General features: G+C 35.4%; 13 protein-coding genes. 5 read left to right on the top strand and 8 right to left on the bottom strand.

What is annotated here, in order from left to right; translation table 11 throughout:
* Positions 1-26: 26 nt before the first annotated feature.
* The 3 genes from ACQ76T_RS18575 to ACQ76T_RS18565 are packed head-to-tail and all read right to left on the bottom strand — an operon-like array spanning position 27 to position 4,402.
* The gene (locus ACQ76T_RS18575) at positions 27-1,448 is read right to left on the bottom strand and encodes a TolC family protein (protein WP_431344743.1); all 1,422 of its coding nucleotides are present in this window, start codon (positions 1,446-1,448) and stop codon (positions 27-29) included.
* A complete protein-coding gene (locus ACQ76T_RS18570) occupies positions 1,414-2,727 on the bottom strand; it encodes an HlyD family secretion protein (protein ID WP_431344742.1) in 1,314 nt (437 codons plus the stop codon). The genes ACQ76T_RS18575 and ACQ76T_RS18570 overlap by 35 nt, the downstream gene beginning before the upstream one ends.
* A gap of 1 nt (position 2,728) precedes the next feature.
* Positions 2,729-4,402, bottom strand: coding sequence for a peptidase domain-containing ABC transporter (locus ACQ76T_RS18565; protein WP_431344741.1), 1,674 nt, complete (start codon positions 4,400-4,402; stop codon positions 2,729-2,731).
* A gap of 512 nt (positions 4,403-4,914) precedes the next feature.
* Between ACQ76T_RS18565 and sucC the strand changes: the two genes are divergently transcribed.
* Positions 4,915-6,105: an ADP-forming succinate--CoA ligase subunit beta gene (gene sucC, locus ACQ76T_RS18560; protein WP_431344740.1), complete on the top strand. Its 1,191-nt coding sequence runs from the start codon at positions 4,915-4,917 to the stop codon at positions 6,103-6,105.
* Between the two features lie 462 nt (positions 6,106-6,567).
* Here the strand turns inward: sucC and ACQ76T_RS18555 are convergent, their stop codons facing one another.
* Positions 6,568-7,455: a mechanosensitive ion channel family protein gene (locus ACQ76T_RS18555; RefSeq protein ID WP_431344739.1), complete on the bottom strand. Its 888-nt coding sequence runs from the start codon at positions 7,453-7,455 to the stop codon at positions 6,568-6,570.
* A gap of 95 nt (positions 7,456-7,550) precedes the next feature.
* Here ACQ76T_RS18555 and ACQ76T_RS18550 point away from each other — a divergent pair, with 95 nt between their 5' ends.
* Positions 7,551-8,186: a peroxiredoxin gene (locus tag ACQ76T_RS18550; protein ID WP_431344738.1), complete on the top strand. Its 636-nt coding sequence runs from the start codon at positions 7,551-7,553 to the stop codon at positions 8,184-8,186.
* A gap of 98 nt (positions 8,187-8,284) precedes the next feature.
* On the opposite strand, the gene ACQ76T_RS18545 is transcribed toward ACQ76T_RS18550, so the two are convergent.
* The 3 genes from ACQ76T_RS18545 to ACQ76T_RS18535 form a co-directional block, all read right to left on the bottom strand.
* Positions 8,285-8,875: a hypothetical protein gene (locus tag ACQ76T_RS18545; protein ID WP_431344737.1), complete on the bottom strand. Its 591-nt coding sequence runs from the start codon at positions 8,873-8,875 to the stop codon at positions 8,285-8,287.
* Positions 8,876-9,175: 300 nt separating this feature from the next.
* On the bottom strand, positions 9,176-9,691 hold the full coding sequence (locus tag ACQ76T_RS18540; RefSeq protein WP_431344736.1) for a hypothetical protein: 516 nt from the start codon (positions 9,689-9,691) through the stop codon (positions 9,176-9,178).
* A gap of 93 nt (positions 9,692-9,784) precedes the next feature.
* Positions 9,785-12,148 carry a TonB-dependent siderophore receptor gene (locus tag ACQ76T_RS18535; RefSeq protein WP_431344735.1) on the bottom strand — a complete coding sequence of 788 codons (2,364 nt, stop codon included), beginning with the start codon at positions 12,146-12,148 and terminating at the stop codon, positions 9,785-9,787.
* Positions 12,149-12,332: 184 nt separating this feature from the next.
* Here ACQ76T_RS18535 and ACQ76T_RS18530 point away from each other — a divergent pair, with 184 nt between their 5' ends.
* Positions 12,333-13,388, top strand: coding sequence for a Gfo/Idh/MocA family oxidoreductase (locus ACQ76T_RS18530; RefSeq protein ID WP_431344734.1), 1,056 nt, complete (start codon positions 12,333-12,335; stop codon positions 13,386-13,388).
* A gap of 125 nt (positions 13,389-13,513) precedes the next feature.
* Here ACQ76T_RS18530 and ACQ76T_RS18525 read toward each other — a convergent pair whose 3' ends face one another.
* On the bottom strand, positions 13,514-15,406 hold the full coding sequence (locus ACQ76T_RS18525) for an ABC-F family ATP-binding cassette domain-containing protein (protein WP_431344733.1): 1,893 nt from the start codon (positions 15,404-15,406) through the stop codon (positions 13,514-13,516).
* 386 nt (positions 15,407-15,792) lie between these two features.
* Between ACQ76T_RS18525 and ACQ76T_RS18520 the strand changes: the two genes are divergently transcribed.
* Entirely contained in the window at positions 15,793-16,305 is a 513-nt protein-coding gene (locus ACQ76T_RS18520; protein ID WP_431344732.1) for a 5' nucleotidase, NT5C type, read from the top strand.
* A 133-nt stretch (positions 16,306-16,438) separates the two neighbouring features.
* Complete coding sequence (locus tag ACQ76T_RS18515; protein WP_431344731.1) at positions 16,439-18,088, top strand: alpha/beta fold hydrolase; 1,650 nt, start codon at positions 16,439-16,441, stop codon at positions 18,086-18,088.
* The last annotated feature ends 68 nt before the right edge of the window (positions 18,089-18,156 follow it).

Here is an 18,156-nt window from a genome sequence, read left to right as displayed (position 1 = left end):
CAGGTAATTCCTGAACTTTTTTATTTTTATAGGGAGAAACCTTCTTTTATCCACTTAAGTTTATTAAAGCTTTTAAGAAATTTTGTTTGAAGCGAAATAAACTTTTCCTGTGCATCAATCATTTTATTTTCCCTCGAATTGATGAGAAAAAGAGAACTTTCACCATTGCTGTATCGAATTTCTTCTGCAGTGAGTAATTTCTGATAATTCACAAGATTATTTTTTGAAAGATTGATTTGAGCATGATAATTCACCAGCTCGTTTTTATAGGTTTCAATCTTGGTATAAACTTCTCTTTTTTTAACTTGGGTATCCAGTTGATTTTGCTCTATTTTGATTTTGGCTATTTGATAATGTGCTCTTGCTTCTCTCTGAAATACTGGGATTTCAAGCTTTAAACCATATTGGAAATTATGATCAAAAAGCGGAAGATAATCAGCCTTATAATTTTCTTTGTTGAAGAAATTATAGGTAAAATCAAGTTTGGGAAGAAAACTCTGCCACTTGAGCCTGCGTTCACTTTCTAATATACGATGTTTCTGATCATAATAAAGGACAGACCAATGGGTATCTATTTTCTTTGTATCCATTTCCTGAAGAAGGAATTCAAAATCTGAATAAGCCGTATGGCCCGAAAGCTGGTTGGAGGGATAAATAAGCTGGGGCATTTCATAGATCTCCTGATTGTTTTTCCATAGAAATAGCTGAAGCTTCTGTGTATTTCTGATAAAATTGAGGTAAGCTTCTTTCTGTTGAATTTCAAAACTTTGTAACTGTGATCCGGCTTCTATAGTATCTATGGCAGGTCTTTCTCCATATTCAAAGGTTTTTTGAGTAAGAGAAAATCTTTTTTTGTTAATGTCTACCGCTTTAGATTGCAGAAGATAAATTTCAAAGCTTTGCACCCATTCCCAATAGGTGTTTTCTGCTTCAAGAAGGAGCTCATTCGTCAATACAGTTTGCTCCGCTTCAGTCATTTTTATAGCAAATTTTGCCTGATCCAATATCGCTCTTCGCTTATCATACAAAAGGTTTTTAGCTAAAGGAACTGTGATTCCCATACTATACAGTCCGCCTTTGGTATCACTGGAATTTAATTTCTCACCTTCCAGATGCTGATATCCCGCAGTAAGATCTATTCCGTACCAGGTGGGAATACCAAGTTCCAGGTTTTTCTGTTGGTAATATTGGGTTCCATCAATATTTTTTTCGCCAAGCTTTCCTCCCAGGACAGGATCAAAACCACCTCTGGCTTTGGTGACTTCAGCTTGGGCCATTTTATTCTGCAACTGGTATTTCAGGGCAAGCGGATGATAATTCTTTACCACAGCTATAAATTCCTGTGCTGAAATGGTGAGAGAATCCTGAGCTGTACTATAGTGGAAAGAAAGCAGGATCAATATCAAAAAAAACTTACTTTGTTTTCTCATATTTACCGGCTTGATCATTTTTTACTTCATAATAATCTGGGGGAAATCCATTGATATTTCTCCATAGTTCATACCAGATCGGCACATCATTAAGAATGGCTATTCCCTGTACTCCTGCTCCCATCTTAATTTTTGGGGGCCATCTTTTTTCATCTTTATCTTCAATCACGAGGGCCTTGAAAAGTCCGTTTGCACTGATGTTGCTTTCCACAGCTACTACTTTGCCAGCAAATGTTCCGTAGCTGGAGTTGGGCCACCCGGAAAATACAATCGCAGGAAAACCATCGAAAATACACATCACACGTTGTTTTTCCTTAATAAGGGGAAGGTCTACAGGTTTTACATAAATTTCTACGGCATAATCTACGGCGGTGGGAACAATTGTTCCGATATTTTCTCCATCTTTCAGCACTTCTCCAATTCCTGTTTTATTGAGCTGTACAACCTGTCCGTCCTGAGAAGCAATAATGAAATATAAGCCCTGTCTTGCTTTGTAGTTAGCCACCTGATTTTCAAGTTTGGCAATATCTCCTTCACTGCCTTCAATTTGTCCTAAATTCTGAAATCTTTCTCCTTCTATTTTGCTGAGCTTCTCAGTATAGTCTTGAATGACAGAATTCTGTTCAATACCGATATTGATAATTTCCTGACGGGTTTGAGCTGCTTTATTCTCCGAGGCTGTTTTTTTCGCAATGGCATTTTGGTAGGAAATACTTCTCTGCTGAAACTGAGTGAGTGAGACCAATCCTTCATCATACATTTTTTTCTGACGGGTAAATTGGTCTTCAGAAAGTTTTAGCTCATTGGAAACAGCTTCCAATTCGGCTTCTTCACCGGTGAGTTTATTGTTGAGCTGGCTTATTTTTATTTTCAGTTGATTAAGCTTCAGGTCTCTTGCAGACTGTAGTGCCTGAAGTTGGCTTTTCACGGTGCCTACTTTGGCTTCATAAAAACTACGTACCCCTTTTTTTGCATCCACCTGCTCCTGGGTTCTCTGTACCAAAAGAGGATCCAGATAGTCTTCTTTGATTTCGGAAAGTTGTAAAAGAGTATCACCTTTCTTTACGTAATCACCGTTTTTTACATTCCATTTAATGATCTTTCCCGGAATAGGGGAGTGAAGCTGTTGTGGACGCTGTTCCTGATAAAGAGAGGTTACATTACCTTTTACCTTGATGTTTTGAGTCCAGGGAAGAAATAAGGTAATCATTCCTCCAATGAAGATAAAGAGAAACCATCTTTTTACCCTTGATTTTTTATGAATATGATATATTTTGTCAAATGACTGTAATTCCATGTTACTGATTTTTATGAGATGTTCTTAAAGTACCGCCTTCCAGATGAATGTGCTGATCTGCATATTGCAGGAGTTCTGCATCCTGTGATACAATAATGAGGGTTGTTTTTTCTTTGATCTTCAGAAGATGCTGTATCATTTTATCCTGATATTCTTCCCGAATACCTGCAAAAGGATTTTCCAGAATGATGAGTCTTTTCTCACCCAGAAGCGCACGGAGAAGTAATATTTTCTTTTTTGAACTGAAAGTGATTTCCGGATCGGTTTCACTTACTTCGGTAAAGAAACCACTACTGAACATGCTGGAAATATTTTCTATTCCAATATTCTCAGAAAGTTCAAGAATGTCTTCTGTGTGGCTTTGGCTGTTACCCAATACAATATTTTCTTTTACCGTTCCTTGGATGATCTTCATATTTTCAAGATAAAGACCTACATGGTTTCTCAGTTGTTGCTTTTCAATATTCTTTAATGGAATTTTATCAAACAGAATCGTTCCCGAGCTGGGTTCAAAAAATCCTGTGATCATATTAAGAAGAAGTGTTTTTCCTGCTCCCAGTTTACCTGTTAATACATTGAGTGAGTTTTCCTGAATTTTAAAATTCAGATCAGAAAGAATAGGATTATGATCATTGAATGAAAAGCTTACATTTTTAAATTCAATCTCTGTCCCTTTTTCTTTTTGGGATAAAATAATTTCTCCGTTTTGTTCTTCTTTAAGTTCTGTGATTTTTGAAAGTTTTGCAAAAGACGCAATGAGGTCATAATAGCTTTCAAGGCTTACAATCAATTTTTCTACCGCAGACATAATGCTCAGAACAACAATTTCTGTGGCAATAAAAGCACCGATATTCAGCTTTTGATTGATCAGGAGATAAGTTCCAATGGCAAGCATGGCAAGCGTAATGATGACTTTAAAGGCAATAATTGTTTTATACTGAAAAACAAGTACCCTGAAGTGGGATGTTCTATGCTTAAGATATTCTACCACGCGTTCATCGGTTCCTCTTAAATGAGCATTGTTTTCAGAATGCATCTTAAATGTTTTTACTGATCCTGCAATATCTTCAATCCATGCTGCTGTATCATATTTTTTGTTACTTTCTTCAATACTGGATTTGATCCCGCTTTCCATGGTATATCTGAAAATAATAACGACAGAAATAACGACCAGGGCCCCAAATGCAAGAAACCAAGGGTGATAAAAAGAGAGTAAAAGAATTCCGAAAAAAATCTGAATAAGAGCCGTGGGAATTTCCAGTAAAATCTTTGAAATTCCTTTTTGTAAATTCTGAATATCAAAAAAGCGGTTAACCAGTTCGGGGAGGTAATATTTTCTGGTATAAGAGAGATCTACCTTGGGGATTTTATCCGCTATGGCAATGGAAAACTCTACAAATATTTTCTGCTGAATTTTTTCTATAATCTGAATGACCTTCAGCCTGAAATATCCGGCAAGCCATGTCCCGATGACCACAAAGAAGATAAGAAGATAAATAGAGGTCGTCATGGTAGCACCCATCACAAAACTTACTATAGACTGTATTCCCAAAGGGACACTTAGTAGAACCAATCCGTTGAGGACCGCATAAAAATAAATATTTGTGACGTCTTTTTTTTCTTTTGTAATGTACCGGATCAGTCTTTTGCCCTGTTCATTTGCTGTTATTTCCATTTTTCTTATTTACTGAAGTTTCCTATTCATCCGTTTTCAGATTTTCTTATCAATACCGTCGTGGCTATTGAAAAAGATAAACTGAAGATTTGTCCCTTTTAGAGTTTGTACGATAAGATGATGAGGTTCTGTTTTTTGAAAAAGAAATGATAGTTAAAATAATCAGTATCCTTTCTGGGGGGTATAAAGAAGGTCTTTTCCGACAGTAAATTTCCTCTGAAAATCTATGTAATGTATCTCTGGTATTTCGGGGCTTCAAAGATAAAGTATGAAATTTGTTAATGTTCTTATCTACATTAGAATGAGATTAAAATGTCATTAGAATATGAAGCTTGTGTTGGCGTTTTTTATGATCATTATCATATTATTCATAGATTCACCGCTTTGAATCTGAAAAGATCGATGATAAACTTAGGGAATGAGTTAAAAGTTCGATAAATTTCTTTTTAACCTTGTTCATTTTTAGTAAATTTGTCAACCTTTAAATATTAAAATAAAATAATAAAAATAATATGAATCTTCACGAGTATCAATCAAAAGAGATTTTATCAAAGTATGGAGTAGCTATCCAACGTGGTTTTGTTGCAAACAACGTAGACGAAGCTGTAGCAGCTGCTGAAAAATTGACTGCTGAAACCGGAGCACAGGCTTGGGTTGTAAAAGCGCAGATTCACGCAGGTGGTCGTGGTAAAGGTGGAGGTGTTAAGTTTTCTCCAAATATGGATAAACTTAAAGAAAACGCTCAAAACATCATCGGAATGCAGTTGGTAACGCCACAAACTTCTGCTGAAGGTAAAAAAGTACACTCTGTTTTGGTTGCAGAAGACGTTTATTATCCTGGAGAATCTGAAACTAAAGAATTTTATGTTTCTATTCTGTTAGACAGAGCTGAAGGTAAAAATACAATCGTATATTCTACTGAAGGTGGTATGGATATTGAGCACGTTGCTGAAGTAACGCCTCATTTGATCCACAACGAATTGATTGATCCTGCTATCGGTCTTCAAGGTTTCCAGGCTAGAAAAATCGCTTTCAACCTAGGTCTTGAAGGAAATGCATTCAAAGAATTTACAAAATTCATTACTTCTCTATATAATGCTTATGTAGGAATCGATGCTTCTCTTTTCGAAATCAACCCTGTGTTGAAGACTTCTGATAACAAAATTATCGCTGTAGATGCTAAAGTAACTTTGGATGGTAACTCATTATTCCGTCACAAAGATCTTGCTGAGCTTAGAGATACAAGAGAAGAAGATCCTATTGATGTAGAAGCTGGTGAAGCGGGTCTTAACTTCGTAAAACTAGATGGTAACGTTGCTTGTATGGTAAACGGTGCTGGTCTTGCAATGGCAACTATGGATATCATCAAATTATCTGGTGGTAACCCTGCTAACTTCCTAGACGTAGGTGGTACTGCTGATGCTCAGAGAGTACAAACTGCTTTCGGAATCATCTTAAGAGATCCAAACGTAAAAGCTATCTTGATCAACATCTTCGGAGGTATCGTGAGATGTGACAGAGTTGCTCAGGGAGTTGTAGATGCTTACAAAGCAATGGGTAGCCTTCCGGTTCCATTGATCGTAAGATTACAAGGAACTAACGCTGTAGAAGCTAAAAAACTAATTGACGAGTCTGGTCTTCCGGTACACTCTGCAATTACTTTAGAAGAAGCTGCTAACAAAGTAAAAGAAGTTTTAGCATAATCTAAAATTTTCAGATAAAATAAGAAACCGTTTCATTTTTGGAACGGTTTTTTTGTTTGTAAATTTAAAGGTATGAAGTTTTTTATAAGAATTTTCTTAGATTAATTCTCCCACAGATTCCACAGATTTTATCATATATGCTTCATCTGCACATCATAATCAGTCGTGAATTACATAGTATGCAGTTTTATCGAAGATAAAATCCTTGCGTTTTAAAATCTTAAAAGCAGAGGGGAAGAATAACTTACACCTTTGCGAAATCTAACCTTTATAAATGAAATTTTATTGGCAAAATAAAAGTGAGATATTAAAAATTAAAAAGAGAAAGGAAGAAAAATTATTTTTTCGGATTCCAAACCTTATAGGTTTTTAAAACCTATAAGGTTTAAATTTCTTCAATCAATCATCATAAAAAAGGCCACTTCAACATTTGAAATGGCCTTTATATTTTTGTATGTGTTTTTACTTATCCTGAAGGGTTTCCGGTAAATTCGTTTCACCGCTGGTAATACTGATACTCGTAGGAGTTACCAACTGGATTTTATCGGTATCAAAACGTTCTTTAATGCCTAAATAAGCCTTACTTCTTACCTGAGCTAGATTGGCACCTACTTTTATCCAGAATTTCACCTGAAGGTTGAAGGCTCCCTGTTTCAAATCTGTGAAAATAACTTCTACCGTGTCCAGTTTATCCACATTATCAAGATTTTTAATGACATCAAGAATTCCTTTTTGTGCTTTGCTGATATCTTCATCGGCCGGAATTTCAAAATTTAAAATAATCCTGCGCTGTGGAGAAGCGGTAATATTATAAAATGGAGCATTGAAAACAACCTGATTGGGAATATAAGCTTTCTTTCCATCATCTGTCAGGATTTTTGTGGTTAAGAAACCAATTTCCTGTACCGTTCCCGAATGAGCACCGATGGTAATATAATCTCCGACTTTATAAGCCTTATCAATTCCAATCAGCATTCCCGAGAAGATACTTGAAACAAGATCTTTCAAAGCAACCCCGGCAATAACCCCGGCAACTCCTAAACTTCCGATAAACTTCCAGAGAAAACCACTGAAGCCCATTATTTCAAGGGCAATAAATGTACCCATCAGCATAATCAAAAATCTGAAAATACTGATTAAAGTAACTAGTGAACTTTCTTTCTGACTTTTAGGGAAGAATTTATGAAATAGTTTTACAGCTCCTTTACTTAAATATTTACTGGTGATTAGAAAAAATGTAAATACTAAAATTCCAACAATCAGTTTAGGAGTAAGCGCTGCAAATGTTACATACCAACTTTCCAAAACTTTATAAACAACATCTACGTACCTGAGCCCAGTTTTCTCCATGAATAAAAATTTTAATTAAAGATATAAATTTTCATCAAAAAATTTGCCAGTTCCAAAAAGTCTACTAAATTTGTAGACTATAAAGAAAGAATATTATGTCAATCAAACTAGGAGATACAGCGCCTAACTTTCAGGCAGAGTCGTCTGTAGGTGATATTAATTTTTATAATTATCTAGGAGATTCGTGGGGAATTTTGTTTTCCCATCCTGCAGATTATACGCCGGTTTGCACTACAGAGTTAGGATATACAGCAAAATTGCAGTCGGAATTTGATGCCAGAGGAACAAAAGTGATCGCTTTAAGTGTGGATGGAGTAGAAGATCACCAAAACTGGGTGAAAGATATTAACGAGACCCAGAATACCCATGTTCTGTTTCCTATTATCGCAGATAAAGAAAGAACAGTTTCCGAGCTGTATGATTTTATTCATCCTAACGCATCAGCTACAGCTACTGTTCGCTCTTTATTAATCATAGATCCTGCAAAAAAAGTTAGACTGATTATTACCTATCCGGCCTCTACAGGAAGGAATTTTGATGAGATCCTTAGAGTGCTGGATTCTCTACAGTTGGTAGATTCTTACCAGGTAGCGACTCCTGTTAACTGGAAAGATGGTGAAGATGTTATTATTCCACCTTCAGTTTCTACAGAAGAAGCAAAAAAAATATTCCCAAAAGGAGTGACAGAAATAAAGCCGTATTTAAGATATACGCCTCAACCGAATACATGATTTATTTGATTTTTTATAGTTTAGTTTTAATTTGTACGAAAAGCGCCCCGAAAATAAATTTTCCGGGGCGCTTTCATTTTTTATAAGTATTTCAATAATTACTTAACGTCGTTAATGATTTGCTTACCTTTAGAAGTAGGTAAATAAATACTAAATCCAACATTGAACGTTAGAGTAGAAGTTAAACCTTCGCTACCAAAACCTGCAACACCGTTATATTTTACTAAACCTTCAACACCAATATTTGGAGTGATGAAGTAAGAGTATCCTGGGCCAGCTCCGAAATCTAAACCAGTAGTAGAGTTTCCTCCTTCTGTAGAAGTTCCTCCAATACCTACGTTACCTTCGAAGAACCAACGTCCGTGATGTAATAGATTGTCGATCCCTTTTTCACCTGGAGATACATAATAACGACCTAGAGCTCCTACTTTATATACAAAGTTTGTAGGTGATCCCTTCGCTACTTTATTGAATCCTAAATCAACATATCCCCCAACAGCTACGTTATCTTGAAGAAAATAAGCTGCTTTTGGTTGTAGTGAAATGTTGTATCCTCCACCAGTATTCAGGCCAAAGTTACTTGCAACAATGCTACTTCCTACCATCCAATTACCTTTTTGAATCTGAGCGTTTGCTGTGGCTGTCAGACCTGCTACGGCTAATATCCCTGTTAAAATAAGTCTTTTCATAATTTATTATTTTAATAATTAAATGTTTTATTATTCACGAATTATAGAAAAAACAATAAATGTGCCAGAATCTTAATTTTAGGTAATTTTTCTAAATTAATGTTAAGAATATGAATAACATACAATGCAATTTTTTAACATATTCACTGATGATCTTATAACGATAAAGCAAAGAAATAATAGGTTTTTGAAGCCTGAATAAATAATTGTTTTTATTTATTATTTGTTTTTTTTATCAAAATGATAATGAACGGAATATGAAATTATCTGGCAGATGACCTTTCTTCTTTTAAATTTTTGTTAAATAAACAGAAGAATGATAGAGACAATAAGACCAGCTATTGTAAACTTAATTCCTCGTTTAAAAGCTTTTGTTTTAGGATTAAACATCCAGAAACTGGAAATCACAAAGAAGAAAAGAGAAACCCCGAAAAATACGCTTAGGGGAGAAATAGCATCTTTAGACTGTGACTTGTGAAGAGAAACCATCTTATCCAATACAAACGGTAATTCCTTTTTTGAGTATAGAGCCTTTCCTGTAGCAGAGTCATAGGTTCCCTGTTTGAAGTAAAGTACTGTTCCTTCTGTTTTTTCCACTTCAAGGCCTTTCATTTTCAATTCTTTTTTCAATTGTTTTTCAGTAAGGTCTTTAGCTATAGTTTTGTCGTACTTTTTTTCATTTTTCAGAAAATCGGTGTCTCGGTAAACCAGAAGAATTCCACTTAAAGCATACACCGCCATAATCCCTGCAAGGAAATACCCCAGATAACGGTGTGTAATTCTCATGAAGCTTCTGGTGTCTTTAATCTTATCCATATCGTAGTATTTGTTTTGTTTTTAAAGTTCAAAAGTGGAAACTGCAAAAATGCAACTTCCACTTTTAATGAGAAAATGATTATATATATTATTTTACAGTCTGTAGGTCAGTGTAAAATAATAATTTCTCGGTGTTATCGGGTTCACAGAATAGTTCTCGTGAACGTTGTAGTTCACCACATCAAACAGGTTACCTACTTTACCCTGAAGAGAGAATTTTTTCCAGTCATATCCTACAGATAAACTTACCGTTGTATAATCTTTAAGATCAAACATTCTTGTTACATTGTTTCTGGAAATATTGGTAGATTTTGAATCATTCCATCCTGCAATTCTATCTCCAATGTAATAAATTCCTGCTCCAACCTTTAATCCTTTTACATAATTGGTAAATTTATAGAAAACTGAGGCATTAGCTGTCGTTGCAGGGGTTCTTACCAGTCTTTGGTTTTCAACATATCCTTTTTCAGGAGTATCGATATAGACGGAATTGTTGTAAGAGAAACCTGCTATAATGGATAGGTTTTCATTAGGATTTCCTGTAATGTCCAATTCTACCCCACGGCTTCTCATTTTTCCCGCAAGCTCTTTTAAGTTGGCATCAGGAGTGATGACATTGGTTACATTACTTACTACCGTTGTATAGAAGTAGTTCTGATAATAGTTGTTATAAATGATCTGATATAAAGTAAGGTTTACCGCAAGCGCGTTGTTCCAGAAGTTTTTCTTTGCTCCTACTTCATATTGATCAACAGTGGTAGGCTTAATTCCTTCTCTTGATAAATTGTTGATTCTGTTTAATACATCATTTGCACTTCCATTCGTATTAAGGTTGGCAAGATCACCAGAAGTATATCCTGCATTAGAAACGAAAGAGTTGGTATAAGTAGCAAATACCGATAGATTAGTATTCGGCATATAAACAATACCTACTTTTGGAGATATTGCCTGGTCAGATGTAGAGCTGTTATTTACCAATGTTTTAGACATTGCAGCGGTAGGATCAAGTATTCCTTTATTAAAGGTTTTATATCTTGTGATGATGGTAGGCATATTCTCAATATATGACCATCTTAATCCTGCCAATACTTTGAACTCTTTGGAAAGACTGATGAAGTCCTGAGCATATACTCCAATTCTTCTTGTATTGATACGGGTTTTATCAGCTGTTTGAGAGCTTGGCATAGCTCCTGCTGCCCATGTGGATGGGTTATTCATATATACTAATCCATCCGGGTTACCATTGGCTCCATATAAATAAGATGTTCCATAAAGAGAAACTTTTTTAGGATCTCTGGTAGGGTCAAAATAAGTATAAGAGTCTGAAGTAGCATAATCTGTATCTGCACCAATCAGTACTTTGTGATCAATTCTTCCAGTTTTAAATTCACCATTGATGTTCACCTGAGCAGAAGTATAATTTTGCTCGTTATACGTTCTGTTTAAAGGTCGGGTCCAGAACAGGTTGTTATTTTTATCATATCCCCACTGTATTCTTTCAGTAGAAAAATAATCTTTAGTATAATTCTGATATGATGCTACAGCATTCAAAGACCATTTCTCATTAAACTGATGATTGAAGGTGGCATTTGTAGAAACCTGCTGCACATTCTGATATTGCCAGTCTGCTCCAAGAAAAGCATTTCTTGGTAACAATGTATTCAGTTCATACGAACCATCAGGTTTGGTGATGGAACCAAGACCAAAATCCGGAGTAAAATTATTCTTAAGATAATCCGCTTCAATGATCAACTGAGATTTCGGACTGATATTGAATAAAAATGAAGGATTGAAATAATATTTTTCGGAACTTACAACATCTCTGAAACTTTCTGCATATTCATACGTTCCATTCACTCGAAAAGCAATATTCTTTGATAGAGGGCCATATACATCAACTGTTGGCTTATAAGAATTCCAGCTTCCTCCGTTCAAACCAACACTTCCTCCAAAATTAAATTTAGGTTTCTTGGTAATCATATTGATAATTCCTCCCGCAGCAGCATTACCGAACAACATTGCATTGGCGCCTTTTAAAACCTCCACTCTTTCTAAACCACTCACTTCAGGGAAAACACCACTGTTTATTCTTGTTCCGTTCTTAAAGATATTATCATTACCCAGAATGAAACCACGGCCACCAAAACTATCCTGAGAATTACCTCTTGAAGACGTTACATACATTCCGTTTACATTTTGGATAACATCACTCAGTTGTTTTGCCTGCTGTTGCTCGATAATTTCGTGCGTTACAATGGCAATAGGCTGCGGATTTTCCATTACCGTCAAATTTGATTTTGTTGATAATGGCCTGGCTTGGTTAGGATTTCCTGTTTTGTGAAGATTAATGTCTTCAATGGTTTGGGTTCTGATGGTATCTGCTTCAGCATTTTTCATCTGCGAACTTGCTGATACAGCTGCCAATAGGAGCCCTAAAGAAAGTAGTTGTCTTTTCATTGTATTTTTATGTAGAACGATTTTAAATAAGGCACAAATGTAAGTATTTGTTTAGAATAGATAAAAATAATTTAATGACTTATATCATATTGCAATAAGAAGTGTAAATGGATTGTTTCTATGCATGCTATATTTCAAAAATCACAACTTTTTTATGAATATATTTGTTGAAAAAAAAGAGAATATGCAATTGATAAAAGCAGGGCTTTGTGCCTTTGGCATGAGTGGAAAAATATTCCATGCTCCCTTTTTAAAAGAACATCCGGGGTTTTTTATTTCTGCAGTCGTGGAAAGAAGCAAAGAAGAATCTAAGGAAAAATACCCTGAAGCTGTTATTTACCGTTCTGTAGAAGAAATGCTTCAGAATTCGGATGTGGAGTTGGTTATCATTAATACGCCTGTGCAGACACATTATGAATATGCCAAAAAAGCGCTGGAAGCCGGAAAAAATATCATCGTTGAAAAACCTTTTACAGTAAACGTTTCCCAGGCAGAAGAGCTTGTGCAGCTTGCAGAAGAAAAAGGTCTTTTTTTAAGTGTATACCAAAACAGAAGATTTGACCGGGATTTTCTACAGGTACAGAAGATTTTGCAGGAGGGGAAATTAGGAAATAGTAAGGAGATCGAGATTCGTTTTGACAGATTCCGTACTACTCCAAGCGGAAAGCAGCATAAAGAAAACCCGGATGAGATAGGTTCTGGTTCTCTTCACGATCTTGGGGCACATCTTGTAGACCAGGCAGTACAGTATTTCGGATATCCTGAAAAACTTTTTGCTGACGTTTTTTCAATGAAAGGTTCTGAGTTTGCCAATGACTATTTCGAAATTCTTTTATTCTATAAAAACAATCTGAGAGTAAGACTAAAGTCGTCGGTATTCAGTAAAGAAGCGCACTATGCTTACGTGATTCATGGAGATAAAGGAAGCTTTTTACAGGAAAGAACAGATAATCAGGAAAACGAACTGGTTGCAGGAGCAATTCCTGAATATGGTACAGAATGGACACAGCCCCTTACCGGAACAGACGGAATTTTAAACTTTTTAAACGAAAACTCCGAAACCGAAAGAATGCTTACCTCAAGTAAAGCCGGAAATTATATGGATTATTACCAGCAGATCTATGAACATATTGTGTTTGGGTACGCTTTGCCATCTCCAGGAAAAGAAGTTATTCAGAATATGAAAATTATTGATGCTTCTCTGGAAAGTGCAAAAGAAGAAAAAATAATTACATTATAGAGGATAAGCTATGAATGAGTTCAAAGAGTTGTAGAGTTTGTAGGGTAAAAGAGTTGATAATCTCTAATTACGACTCCAATCAATCTTGAATTTTATACTTTGAACTCATTCATAATTTATTATTACTAAAGCATTTCCTGAAGTTCCAGCCACTTCATTTCATATTCTTCTAGCTTTTCAGAAATAGTTTCCAACTCAGCAGATAGTTTTGCAACTTTTTCGTATTCCGTTTCATTATTAAGCTGATCCATTATTTGAGCACGCTTTTGTTCAAGTTCTGGCATTTCTTTTTCTATGGTTTCCAGTTCACGCTGTTCCTTAAAAGACATTTTTCTTTTTTTAGAAACAGGTTCAGAAACTTCTTTTACTGCCACAATTTCTTTTACAGGTTCTGGTTTTGGTACTGTATTTTTTTCTAATGAATCCTCACGACTTTTAGCTTCTCTGTATTCTGAGAATGTTCCGACAAAATTTCTGATTTTTCCATCTCCTTCAAATGCAAGAACATGGCCTACGATTCTGTCCATGAAATATCTGTCGTGGGAAACAATAATCAAACTCCCTTGAAAGTTGAGTAAGAAATTTTCCAGAACAGTCAAAGTTGGAAGATCCAGATCATTGGTAGGTTCATCAAATATCAGAAAGTTTGGATTCTGATACAAAATGTACATCAGGTGGAGTCTTCTTTTCTCACCTCCCGAAAGTTTGGAAATAGGTGAGTACTGCGTTTGGTCATCAAATAAGAACAGCCTCAAAAATTGGGATGCCGAGATCGTCCTTCCGTTAGCTAAAGGGAAGTTTTCGGAAATTTCTTTGATAAAGTCAATTACCCTTTCATCTTCTTTATATTTCAGACCTTTTTGTGAAAAATATCCGAATTTGATCGTTTCTCCGGTTTCAATTTCACCGGAATCTTTTGGTTCAAGACCTTGGATGATATTCAGTAATGTAGATTTTCCGGCACCATTTTTTCCTACAATTCCTACTTTCTCACCTCTTTGAAACTGATAACTGAAATCTTTTATTAATAATTTTTCGTCATAACTTTTAGAAATATCTCGAAGTTCCAAAATTTTATTTCCGAGTCTTTTCATTTCAAAATCGAGTTCCAGAGCTTCTTTTCGAGTATCGGTTTTAGCTATTTTTTCAGTTTCGTAAAAGTCTTCTTGTCTGGACTTTGATTTTGTAGTTCTGGCTTTAGGCTGTCTTCGCATCCATTCCAGTTCTTTTCTGTAAAGATTATTAGCCTTGTCGATTGTGGAATTCATATTGTCCTCACGAATCATTTTGTTCTCAAGATAAGTCGCATACGAACCATTGTGGAAATACAGATTTTTATCTTCCATTTCCCAGATAATGTCACAAACGCTGTCAAGGAAATACCGGTCGTGAGTAACCAGAATTAATGTTATTTTGGCTTTGCTTAGATAGCTTTCAAGCCATTCAACCATTTCTACATCAAGGTGGTTGGTTGGCTCATCCATGATCAAAAGAGTATGACGGTGCTCTGCTCTTGTTTCAGTTAGCAATTTTGCTAAAGCCACACGCTTGATCTGCCCTCCGGAAAGTGTTCCCATTTTAGCTTCCAGATCTGTGATTTTCAACTGAGAGAGGATTTGTTTCATATCATTCTCCAGGTCCCAGGCTTTATGAATTTCCATTTCGGCCAGAGCTTTTTCAATGAAATCATAATCTGTAGAAAGTAATGATTTATGATAATTCTTTAAGGCCTGAATTGGCGCAGAATCAAGTGTCATCATAAATTCGTCGATAGTGAGATTAGAATCAAAATCGATTTCCTGGTCAAATAACACTACCTGAATATCTTTATTGATCATCACATTGCCACTGTCTGCAATTTCTTTCTCCATTAATATTTTAAGAAGGGTAGATTTTCCGCTTCCGTTTTTGGCGACAATGGCTATTTTGTCACCTTCATTGACATGAAAAGAGATATTTTCGAACAAAACTTTGATGCCATAAGATTTAGTAAGATTTTCTACAGAAACGTAATTCATTGGAATGTAATGGTTTGATATTGATTTTGAATTGAACCGCAAAAGTACGAAAATGTAGGCAGAAAATTTTCTGGAAGATCTGTTATAATTATTATTTAATCTGAATTGTAGATCTGTCTTTTTTATTTCTATCCAGTGGAGAGAACAGAAATTCGGAAAATGAATTGTTGAAGGGAGAAACCCTGTCAAGGTTTTAAACCTTGACAGGGTTGAAAAAACGAAACTCTTTACAAAAAGTCAAACACCTTAGTAAGATCACTTCTCCCATTTTATTTATAATTTTTTAATAGACTGTGTCCATTCTCTGAGAAAACAATTCTGTAAATTTGATAAGACTCAATACGATGAGTATATAATAAACAATACAAAAAACCTGATTTGAAGTAATGAAAAAAGTAATTGTCGACATGGACGGGGTAATGGCCGATGTGTATCACCAGCTGATAGAATTTGAAAAAAGAGATACCGGGAGAGAGATCGAGATCACTAATTTGAAAGGGAAACCAGAAATAGAATCTTTTCCCAATGGAAAAAAACACGTTAATGAACCTGGGTTTTTCAGGACTTTACCTTTAATTGAAGGAAGTCGTGAAGCTATGGAATACCTGAACAATAAGTACGAACTGTATATTGTTTCTGCAGGAATGGAATTCCCCAACAGTTTAAGAGAAAAATATGATTGGCTGAAAGAGCATTTTCCATTCATCGGCTGGGAACAGATTGTTCTTTGTGGAAGTAAAAAAGTAGTAGCCGGAGATGTAATGATTGATGATTATCCCAAAAATTTGGATCATTTTGACGGGAAAAGGCTGATCTTCACCCAACCTCATAATGAACTGATAGAAAACGAAACCTACCACAGGGTACATTCATGGGAAGAAGTGATGAATATTCTTTAAGAACTGAGTTTTTTTGATTTTATAGAAATAGGAAAAATTTTTAAAAGAACTTTAACTAAAAACAGGTCAATTTTAATACTGTTTTATGAGTATGGATGGGGCTAAATAAATAAGTTTGCATCAAACTTTTAACATGAAAAAATTAAATGCCCTATTTTTCATTTTGGGTACTGTCACTTTTAATGCACAGATTATTTCCGGGACCATTCTTTCTAAAAATGAAAATCAACCTATTTCGTATGTGAAAGTAGGAGTTGAAAAAAAAATCTTAGGAACAATCTCCGACGAAAAAGGAAAATTTTCTCTGGATCTTTCCAATCTGGACCCACAGCAGAAAATAAGAATTGAAGTTCCGGGATATGAACTGTATCAGGAGACCGTGCAGAATTTTAAAAAACACGATCAACAGAAAATATTTTTAACAGAGAAGACGAAAAATATTAAGGAAATTTCCATTAAGCCTAAGAAGCTTGTAGACAAAAACTGGGGCGTGAAAACAAAAACGAAACACGTTATTTATTTTGTTAATCCAGTAATGAATAAAACGAGTTTTTTAGGAGAAACAGCGTTGGAATTTAATGCGAAGAAACGCTCAAAAATTAAAAATATCAACCTGAATATTGCTGCTTATACTTCCAACCAGCCTGTTTTGATGCGTTACAGTATTTACAGTGAAAAAAACGGTTTTCCGGACAAGAATATTCTGGATGAAGAAATTACTGTGCAGCTTACTGAAGACATGATAAAAGACGGAACTTATACTCTGGATGTGAATAACCATAATATCTGGGTTCAGGGAAAATTCTTTGTAGGAATTCAATTCTTAAAAGATTTTGAAGGAACGATAAAAATAAGTGCAGCATTATTCAGAACAGGATTTATAAGAGAGTTTTATGGAGACTGGCAGAAAATGAGTATTGCAGCTCCTGCCATTAATATTGATGTAAAAGTGGATAAAAGCGCAAATAACGATCCGGACGAGAACGCATATTCGGACAATAACGCAGAAAGCCTGATGCCCGATGTTTCAAAGTACAATGATGCTGCAGACCAAACGGATTATGGTAAAAATTCCTCCGCGGGAGCCAGCCTTAAGCTGAAGGATGCTGAACTGTACTACGAGATTTATGGGGAAGGAGAGCCTTTGGTACTGCTTCATGGAAATTCGGGAAGTATAAAAGACTATTATCAGCAGATTCCGGTATTATCGAAGCAATTTAAAGTAATTGCCATAGATACAAGGGGACAGGGGAAAAGTACCGATACATCAAGAAAAGATTTTACCTATAAACAGTTTGCAGATGACCTGAAAGCTCTTATTGGTCACCTGAATCTTGAAAAAATAAATATTGCCGGATGGAGTGACGGAGGGAATACAGGGCTTGAGTTTGCTATGAAATATTCTGGAAACCTAAACAGATTAATAATCATCGGAGCGAATGCCTTTCCTGAAGGAGTGGATGACAGGCTTACTGAACGGTTTACTACACAGATGAAGCAACTGAATGATATAGGACCCGGAGAAACATTTAAAGAACGTAGGCTTTTAAAATTAATGCTTACAGAGCCAAACATCAGTACAAAAGATTTGAATGCAATAAAAAGCCCGGTATTAGTTATTGCCGGAGATAAAGATGTTATCAAGCCTGATCACACAGAATGGATCGCTAAGCAGATTCCCAATACAAAAATGAAGATTTATAAAGATACCACTCATATGGTTCCTTTTGAAAAAGCAGACGAATTGAATGCAGACATTATACAGTTTCTCGGCAAAAAATAATTGAATGCAGTAAAGAAGACAGAAATTGTAAGTAATTGAGCGTATTGAAATAATCATATACCTTTAAA

The organism is Chryseobacterium sp. JK1, assembly GCF_050632815.1.
Taxonomy (GTDB): domain Bacteria; phylum Bacteroidota; class Bacteroidia; order Flavobacteriales; family Weeksellaceae; genus Chryseobacterium.
Note: the sequence above shows the minus strand (reverse complement) of the source record. Positions and strands in the feature narration are given on the sequence as shown.

Bases quoted from the DNA above. Each gene is read 5' to 3' on its own strand.
- ACQ76T_RS18520 (WP_431344732.1), top strand. From the start codon at position 15,793: ATGAAAAAAGTAATTGTCGACATGGACGGGGTAATGGCCGATGTGTAT.
- ACQ76T_RS18565 (WP_431344741.1), bottom strand. From the start codon at position 4,402: ATGGAAATAACAGCAAATGAACAGGGCAAAAGACTGATCCGGTACATT.
- ACQ76T_RS18525 (WP_431344733.1), bottom strand. From the start codon at position 15,406: ATGAATTACGTTTCTGTAGAAAATCTTACTAAATCTTATGGCATCAAA.
- ACQ76T_RS18570 (WP_431344742.1), bottom strand. From the start codon at position 2,727: ATGGAATTACAGTCATTTGACAAAATATATCATATTCATAAAAAATCA.
- ACQ76T_RS18535 (WP_431344735.1), bottom strand. From the start codon at position 12,148: ATGAAAAGACAACTACTTTCTTTAGGGCTCCTATTGGCAGCTGTATCA.
- ACQ76T_RS18545 (WP_431344737.1), bottom strand. From the start codon at position 8,875: ATGAAAAGACTTATTTTAACAGGGATATTAGCCGTAGCAGGTCTGACA.
- ACQ76T_RS18515 (WP_431344731.1), top strand. From the start codon at position 16,439: ATGAAAAAATTAAATGCCCTATTTTTCATTTTGGGTACTGTCACTTTT.
- ACQ76T_RS18550 (WP_431344738.1), top strand. From the start codon at position 7,551: ATGTCAATCAAACTAGGAGATACAGCGCCTAACTTTCAGGCAGAGTCG.
- sucC (WP_431344740.1), top strand. From the start codon at position 4,915: ATGAATCTTCACGAGTATCAATCAAAAGAGATTTTATCAAAGTATGGA.
- ACQ76T_RS18555 (WP_431344739.1), bottom strand. From the start codon at position 7,455: ATGGAGAAAACTGGGCTCAGGTACGTAGATGTTGTTTATAAAGTTTTG.
- ACQ76T_RS18575 (WP_431344743.1), bottom strand. From the start codon at position 1,448: ATGATCAAGCCGGTAAATATGAGAAAACAAAGTAAGTTTTTTTTGATA.
- ACQ76T_RS18530 (WP_431344734.1), top strand. From the start codon at position 12,333: ATGCAATTGATAAAAGCAGGGCTTTGTGCCTTTGGCATGAGTGGAAAA.
- ACQ76T_RS18540 (WP_431344736.1), bottom strand. From the start codon at position 9,691: ATGGATAAGATTAAAGACACCAGAAGCTTCATGAGAATTACACACCGT.